Origin of the sequence: Thalassococcus sp. S3, assembly GCF_004216475.1 — a bacterium.
GTDB lineage: Bacteria > Pseudomonadota > Alphaproteobacteria > Rhodobacterales > Rhodobacteraceae.
The window spans coordinates 55,342-63,231 of sequence record NZ_CP022305.1 but is presented as its reverse complement, the minus strand read 5'-3'; the positions used below and the strand labels follow the sequence as shown (position 1 = coordinate 63,231).

The 7,890-nt window shown below is 62.4% G+C and carries 5 protein-coding genes; 3 read left to right on the top strand and 2 right to left on the bottom strand.

Going from position 1 to position 7,890, the window contains the following annotated elements:
* Positions 1-104: 104 nt before the first annotated feature.
* The 3 genes from CFI11_RS24010 (at position 105) to CFI11_RS24000 (ending at position 3,434) form a co-directional block, all read left to right on the top strand.
* Entirely contained in the window at positions 105-1,490 is a 1,386-nt protein-coding gene (locus CFI11_RS24010) for an AAA family ATPase (RefSeq protein ID WP_165390399.1), read from the top strand.
* A 40-nt stretch (positions 1,491-1,530) separates the two neighbouring features.
* The gene (locus tag CFI11_RS24005; protein ID WP_130410259.1) at positions 1,531-2,538 is read left to right on the top strand and encodes a ParB N-terminal domain-containing protein; all 1,008 of its coding nucleotides are present in this window, start codon (positions 1,531-1,533) and stop codon (positions 2,536-2,538) included.
* Between the two features lie 98 nt (positions 2,539-2,636).
* Positions 2,637-3,434 (top strand): DUF2793 domain-containing protein, encoded by a 798-nt coding sequence (locus tag CFI11_RS24000; protein ID WP_130410264.1) that lies wholly within the window; start codon positions 2,637-2,639, stop codon positions 3,432-3,434.
* Positions 3,435-3,519: 85 nt separating this feature from the next.
* Here CFI11_RS24000 and CFI11_RS23995 read toward each other — a convergent pair whose 3' ends face one another.
* Entirely contained in the window at positions 3,520-6,093 is a 2,574-nt protein-coding gene (locus CFI11_RS23995) for a calcium-binding protein (RefSeq protein WP_130410258.1), read from the bottom strand.
* Positions 6,094-6,291: 198 nt separating this feature from the next.
* Complete coding sequence (locus CFI11_RS23990; protein ID WP_130410257.1) at positions 6,292-7,821, bottom strand: calcium-binding protein; 1,530 nt, start codon at positions 7,819-7,821, stop codon at positions 6,292-6,294.
* Positions 7,822-7,890: the final 69 nt, after the last annotated feature.

Genomic DNA, 7,890 nt, shown 5'->3' with positions numbered 1-7,890 from the left:
AAGAACAGCTTCTTTTTGCTGAGAAATCCCAGAAAGATCCCTGTTCTCTTCCATGTTCTGCCTTTTTGCGTATACTGCTAAAAAAAGCGAACATGAGGCCCAGAATGCAGCCCGAGCGCCCGCCCTATTTCAATATCGATCCCGACAGCGCATCGGAGGATCTGGGCGCAGGAACACAGACAGCGGATTTCGCCAGCCTGGCCGAAGCCTGTGCCAGGGGACGTCAGGATCTGGCCAGCCGGGGGCTTGAAGAGCACGGGCAAAAGACATTGCGGCTTTTTTCAACATGGGAAATCACACGCTATCTGATCCCGGTTGCGCAAGGCCATTTCCGACGGGTGCTCAAACAGAACCCGGCCCTGCCGCAAGGACGCAGCGAAACCGAGGGCGGGGCCAAGTGGTTCACGCTGGACGAGGTTCTGAAATTGCGGGCGTTTTTCGGGGCCGAGGGATCGAAAGCAAAAGAATACCTGCCCTATCGTCCCGAGGATCTGCCCGCCAAGATCGTCGCGGTGGCCAATTTCAAGGGCGGCGTGGGCAAGACGTCGACCTGTGTGCATCTGGCCATGTCCGCAGCACTCGACGGATACAAGGTGCTGGTGATCGACCTCGACAGCCAGGGGTCCATGACCTCGATTTTCGGCGGCAAGGTCGCCGATGAATGGCAAACCGCCTTTCCCCTTCTGGCCCGCCATTACGCCACGCATCTGCAAGAGAGCAACCAGGCCCGTCTGGATCGCGGAGAGGCGCCTATCCCGATCGACGACACGCTGGGCGAAGCGCTGAAACTGACCGCGGGAGATCTGATCCAGACCACGCACTGGCCCAATATCGACATGATCGGGGCGCAGCTGAACCTCTATTGGGCGGAGTTCCAGATCCCTGTCTGGCGCATGCAGGCCCGGTCATGGAAATTGTGGGATGCGCTGACGGATGTGCTGCAGGCCGACAAGGTGCTCGACCAATATGACGTGATTTTCATCGATACGCCCCCTGCCCTCGGCTATCTCACCATCAACGGGCTGGCGGCGAGCGATATTCTTCTGGTGCCGCTTGGGGCGTCGTTTCTGGAATTCGATTCCACGGGCCGGTTTTTCGACATGCTGCATTCCACCTTCCAGTCGATCGAAGACGGGGAGAACCTGGCCGCCCGCGCCCTGGGGCGGCCTGAAATGGCCTTTGAATGGGACGCGGTGCGCGCGGTGATCACCCGCTATGACGGCGCGCAGCAATCCGAACTGGCCGGGCTGATGCAGGCCTATCTGGGGCGCACGCTCTCTCCGCACCGGCAGGATTATACCGCCCTGATCGGACAGGCCGGAGAGCAGGTGGCAGGGATCTACGAAGCCGATTACCGCGACTTCAACAGGGAAACCTATGCCCGGGGCCGCGAGACGTTCGACGAGACATATGCGGCTCTGAAAAGGCTTTTGGTCGGTGCCTGGCGCCGGGAAGAGCAGCGGCGCGCCGCGCTGGAGCCGGCAGAATGACACCCGGGACCCGATGCCGGAACACTGAAGGAGGACCGACATGGCAAAGCGCAGGCGTCTGACCCCCGCCCGGTCTGATTATCTGGACGCCGGAGGTGCGGAAACGGGTCCGCAAGGCGCAGTGGATGCGGGCCGGTCCCCGGCCACGCGGCCTCCGATCAGCCAGGTCGCGGGCGATACCGCCGCCACCGCCGCGCTGGAGGAGATGAGCCAGACCTGGCGGGCCGCCCGTGAGGAAGGGCGGCTGGTGCAGGATATTCCGCTGGACCGGATCATGGGCGATCATCTGATCCGGGACCGGACACATCTGGACGAAGACGGCATGCAGGCGCTGATCGAAAGCCTGCGCAATCGGGGACAGCAGACGCCCGTGGACGTAGTCGCGCTGGAGGATGGCCAATACGGCCTGATTTCCGGATGGCGTCGCCTGACCGCCCTCAAACGGCTCCTGGCCGAGACCGGTGAGCCGCGTTTCGGCACGGTCCGGGCCCTCCTCTGCCGGCCCGAGACCGCGGCGGCCTCCTATCTGGCGATGGTCGAGGAGAACGAGATCCGGATCGGGCTGTCCTATTACGAACGCGCCCGTGTGGCGGCCAAAGCCGTGGAGCAGGGCGTGTTCGACAGCGAAAAAGCCGCGCTTTTGTCTCTGTTTTCGACGGCAAGCCGGGCCAAGCGGTCGAAGATCCGATCGTTTCTGACCATCTATCACGCGCTGGACGGGGATCTGCGTTTCGCCGCGGCCGTCCCCGAACGGCTGGGGTTGAGCCTGTCCAAGGCGCTGTCTGAAAACCGGACCCTGGCGCGGCGGATCCGCAAACGCCTTGCCGCCGCTCCGGCAGAGACCCCGGAAGCGGAATTGCAGATCCTGCAGGCGGTCCTGACCACGCGGACGGACCCAAAGCCGTCCTTTACCGCCATCGGTGAGGTGCGGGGGGTGCGGATCGACGTCAAGACCGCAGGCAATGGGCGGGAGCTGAAACTCTCGGGGCCAGGCGTGACCGACGCGCTCTCACAGCAGATCCTGGACTGGCTGCGCGACACATCCTGACCGGGCACCGTACGGTCGCTTCAGGGTTCGGCAGGATATCCCTGTTACCGCTGATGGCGCACGAGATCGCCATCGGTTTTTCAGGGAGCTTCCGGTCAATGCCCAATATCTCTCCATCGCTTGGATTGCCCTTTTTAGAGCCGTCTCAGGCTCAGAAACATGTCACCCACAACGAGGCGCTGCAGCGTCTGGATGCGCTGGTGCAGCTGAGCGTTGCCCGCTTCGGGGCCGAGACACCGCCCTCCGATCCCGAAGAGGGCGCGGCCTTTGCCCTGGACGCGGCCCCCACCGATGGGTGGGCGGGCCATGCGATGGAACTGGCAATCTGGCAAAACGGCGCCTGGACCTTTCTGGCCCCGCAGGACGGCTGGCTGGCCTGGGGGCAGGAGGAACAGCGGATCATGGTCTGGTCCGGATCGGACTGGCTCTTGCCCCAGGCCGCGTTCGAGATGGACAATCTCGACCGGATCGGGATCGGCACCACGGCTGATGCCCAGAACCGGCTTGCGGTCTCTTCGGCGGCGTCGCTCTTCAGCCATGACGGGGCCGGACACCAGATGAAGCTCAACAAGGCCGGCAGCGCCGAGACGGGCACGGTGACGTTTCAGACCAACTGGTCCGGTCGGGCCGAGATCGGGCTCGCGGGCAATGACGACTTTTCGGTCAAGGTCAGCGCGGACGGGGCGCAATGGACGACCGCGCTGACGATCGATCCGGCAACGGGACATGTCGGGATAAACACCGCTCAGCCCGCCCGCCCGCTTCATGTCGATCCGGTGATGCGGTTCCAGCCAACGACGGTTCCGGCGAACCCGGCGACGGGCGATCTCTATTACGATGAAGAGCGCGGACGCCTGCGCTGTTTCAACGGTGAAGTGTGGAGAAGCCTTTTTTAGAGCCTGTTTTCGCGTACATAAACCATTTGGCAGAAGCCCCCCAGTCTTTTGGTATTATCCGACCGGGGGGCCGCCTTTGCCGGCCTCAGACGAAGATGAGATCGTCGTTCAGCACGGCCTCGGCCTCGGCGACGGAGGCGAAGGTGCCCTGAACCAGCAGGCTGTTGCCGCCGCCGAAATCCAGTCGCGCACCGGCGGCTGTGACGGACAGGGTATAGGCCATGCTGCTCAGCTGGATCGTGTCGATATCGTTCTGGAAATCTCCGATCACATCGGCCCCGTCGGTGGCGTTGAAGATGAAGAGGTCCGCCCCTGCCCCGCCGAACATCTGATCGTTGCCGAACCCGCCATGCAGACGGTCATTGCCAGCCCCGCCGCCGATCACATCATCACCCTGCTGGCCCAGAACCGTGTCGTTGCCGCCTTCGCCAAAGAGTGTGTCGTTGCCATCGGCGCCGAAGATCTGGTCATTGCCGGTGCCGCCCAGGCCGCGATCGGCGCCGCTGCCGCCGCCGATGATATCGTTCTCCGCGCCGCCGCCCAGCGTGTCGTTGCCCGCGCCGCCAAAGACCTGGTCCGCGCCGCCTTCACCAAAGAGCACATCATTGCCACCCTCGCCCAGCAGGGTATCATTTCCGGCCCCGCCGAACAGCTGATCCGCCCCGTCCCAGGCCGAGAGGCGGTCGTTCTGGTTGCCGCCGAACAGCGTATCGTTGCCAAAACCGCCCAGAACGGTGTCGTTGCCATCGCCCCCGCCCAGCAGGTCATTGCCCTGCTGGCCCTGGACGAGGTCATTGCCGCCCTCGCCAAAGAGCCTGTCATTGTCGTTTCCGCCGAACATCTCGTCGTTGCCCGCGCCGCCAAAAGCTCTGTCGGTGCCGGTCCCGCCAAAGATCAGGTCCTCCCCGACCCCGCCGCCGATCAGGTCGTTGCCGCCCCCGGCATAGATCGTGTCATTGCCGATCTCTCCGAAGAGCTGGTCGCCCTCGCCTTCCCCCCAGAGCACGTCATTGCCCGCGCCACCGAACAGCGTATCGAACCCGGCCCAGCCATAAAGCGTGTCATCGCCGGTGCCGCCCCCTGCCCGGTCATTGCCGAACCCACCGCGGATCAGGTCGTTGCCGTCCTCGCCGAACAGGTTATCATTTCCGGCATTGCCAAAGAGCGCATCCTGCCCATTGCCGCCAAAGAGCGTGTCATTGCCATTATTGCCGGTCAGGGTGTCGTTGCCGTCCTCGCCATAGAAGAGGTCGTTTCCGCCCCGGCCGGTCAGGCTGTCATTGCCGCCGCGCCCGTAAAAGACCGATCCCATATCGCTGGCCAGCATCGTGTCGTCGCCTGTCCGGCTGCCGTTGATCCGCTCTACGCCGCTGAAGCTGTGGTTGAAGCTGCTGTTGCCCCAGGAGCCGGTGGCCGTGCCCGCCTGGTGATCGACATTGACCGAGATGACCGGGTCGCGGTCGTATCTCAGCACGTCAAAGCCCTGTCCGGCCTCCAGCGTGTCGGTGCCTGCCTGCAGGATGAAGCGCTCGTTTCCGGCGCTGCCGATGATGGAATCGTTGAGATTCGTGGCCCGGATCTCGTCCACCGCGCCCGTGATCGTATCGGTGCCCTGGAACCCGTCATTGCTTACGATTCCGGTGGCGAGGTTCAGCACCACCCCCGTCAGAGGCGCATTCCCATCGGCGCCGATCCGAAAGGACAGGCGGACAAAGCCGGCCTCGCCCTGCAGGTTGAACCGGTCGTTGCCGATCCCGCCGATCAGCGATAGCCAATCCCCGTCTTTCAGCGTCACATTGAAAACATCGCTGGCATTGGTCCCGCCGATCCGCATCCCGCCATCGATCGCCGAAGACAGGGCATTGGCGACGTTGATCATCGTATCGCTGCCGTTACCGCCCTTGTTCACCTGTCCGGTATTTGCGGGGCTGTTGAGCGTGACCTGAATGCCGCCGCCGAGCGTGCTGTAATCAAGCTCGATAAACCCGTCCTGAACGGAGGAGAAATTGACGGTATCCTGCCCCCGCCCGGTGGCGATCAACTCGTTGGACGTGCTGGTGCCGGGATTGATGGAATCGTTGCCATCCCCACCGCGCAACTCATCCCGGCCGTTGCCTCCCAACAGCGTGTCGTTGCCGGCATTGCCCACCAGCGTGTCATCGCCATTATTGCCCGTCAGCAGGTCATTGGCCGACCCGCCTTCGGTGTTGTCGCCATTGGCCGACCCGTTGAAGGTGACCGGAACGCCGACCCCATCGAAGATTTCGGTGAACCCGTCCGCCGCTTGGGTGGCATTCACGGTGATCGGTCCGCTGCCGTTGACCAGAGCGGTCAGCGGGTCGCCGTTGTCGTTCTCGGCCAGCTCATCCATAGCGGCGACAAAGGCGTTCAGGTTCCAGTTCAGATTGCTCAGTGTGGCCACGGGCCGGTTGTTGAACGTCGTCGTCATGATCGAGGTGATCGTGCCGCTGAGCGTCCCCTCCAGATCGGCCGGAAAACCCGATCCGGTGATTGTGGTCTTGAAGCCGCTGAACACGTTGAAAAGGTCGATCCGCGTGGCCGTATTGCCCTGGGTCTCGACATCGAATTCCCGCGTCAGCGGGTTAAAGAAGGCCTGGGTGAAATAGTCATCCGTCGGTCCGAAATAGTCGATTTGCATAATCTGTCCTTCCTATCCCTTGAAAGATCGCTTCGGGCTGAAGGCCGTCTTTTCCCCAAGGCCCCCAACGTTCAAATCATGCCTTACTTTGCGACAGGCAGGACAGGTCGCCAAGATATTTCTGCTGGAATTTCAAAGGAAAAAGAGGGTGATCCCCTTATGTTTCGCGCGCGAAACATGAAGGGGGTCCATTCGGCCTCAGACGAAGATGAGATCGTCGTTCAGCACCGCCTCGGCCTCGGCGACGGAGGTGAAGGTGCCCTTGACCAGCAGGCTATTGCCGCCCCCGAAATCAAAAAGTGCGCCGTCGGCAGTGACGGACAGGGTATAGGCCGTGCTGTCAAATCGGATCGTGTCGAGATCGTCCTCGAAATCCATGATCACATCGGCCCCGTCGCCTGCGTTGAAGATGAACAGATCCGCATCCGCCCCGCCATAGACCGTATCATCGTCCAGGCCGCCATGCAGCAGATCCTGGCCGGCGCCCCCGCCGATCAGGTCATCGCCGAGCTGCCCGCGGACGGTATCGTTGCCGTCCTCTCCAAAGACCAGATCCCGTCCGCCATTCCCGATGGCGAGATCGTCGTCCAGACCGCCATAAAGCGTATCTGCCCCTTGCCCGCCATGGATGGTATCGGATCCTGTTCCGCCTTCGGCGAAGTCCCGGTCCCGGCCTCCACGAATGAGGTCGTCATTATCTTGCCCAGAGAGTTTGTCGTTTCCATTTCCGCCGTCGAGTGTGTCGTTCCCCTTTTCGCTGTAGAGTTTGTCATTCCCTTCTCCGCCGATGAGCCAATCGTTTCCGCCATGGCCGCCAAGTAAATCGTTTCCGCCGTGGCCGTAGATTGTGTCGTCTCCGCTGTCGCTGTAGAGCCAATCGTTCCCGTCTCCACCACCGAGCCAATCGTTTCCGTTTCCGCCGACGATCTGGTCGATTCCGTTTCCACCGTAGAGCGTATCGTTCCCGTCTCTCCCGAAGAGAAAATCATCCCCGTTTCCGCCGTCGAACCAATCGTTTCCGTCTCCACCGAAGAGCCCGTCAGATCCGCTTCTACCATAGAACGTGTTGTTCCCACTGCCGCCGTAGAGCCTGTCGTGTCCCGGTCCGCCTACAAGCGTGTCATCCCCCGCTCCGCCTTCAAGCGTGTCGGATCCCTTTGCGCCTTGCAGCAGATCTGCGCCGTTGCCCCCAAAGAGAGAGTCATTTCCCTTTCCGCCGAATAATGTATCCTGCCCGATCTTGCCCCTGAGCACATCATCCCCTGCGCCACCCTGAACGTTGTCATCCCATAACGACCCGCGAAAAAGCAGGTTTACGCTGATCCCCGCAAAGCTTTCGGAGAACCCGTCCAGCGCGTCTTCCGCGTCCACCGTGATCATCCCGGTGCTACTGAAAAGCGCGGTAAGGGCGGATCTGTCACCGTTGGTCAGCGCCTCAAGAGCCCCAACCAAATCCCCCAAGCCCCAGCTGAAATCGCTGAAGGTCATCACCGCCGCCCCGCTGCTGGTCGTGGTCGTCATGGAGGTGACCGTCCCGGTCAGCGGCCCGTCGAGATCGGAGGGAAAGCCGGTGCCACCCAGGGTGGTGACAAAGCCAGTGGCGGGGTTGCGCAGCACGAGGCTGGCGGCGGTGCTGCTTTGCACCTCGACGTCGAACGCCTTGGTGTTGGGGTTGAGGAAGGCGTCGGCGAAGTAGTCGGCTGTTGGGCCGAAATAGTCGATTTGCATGGTCTATCCTGTCTTGCGGGGCGGGCCGGGCACACCTTGGATGGCCCGCGAAAGGCTGTTGCCATTCTG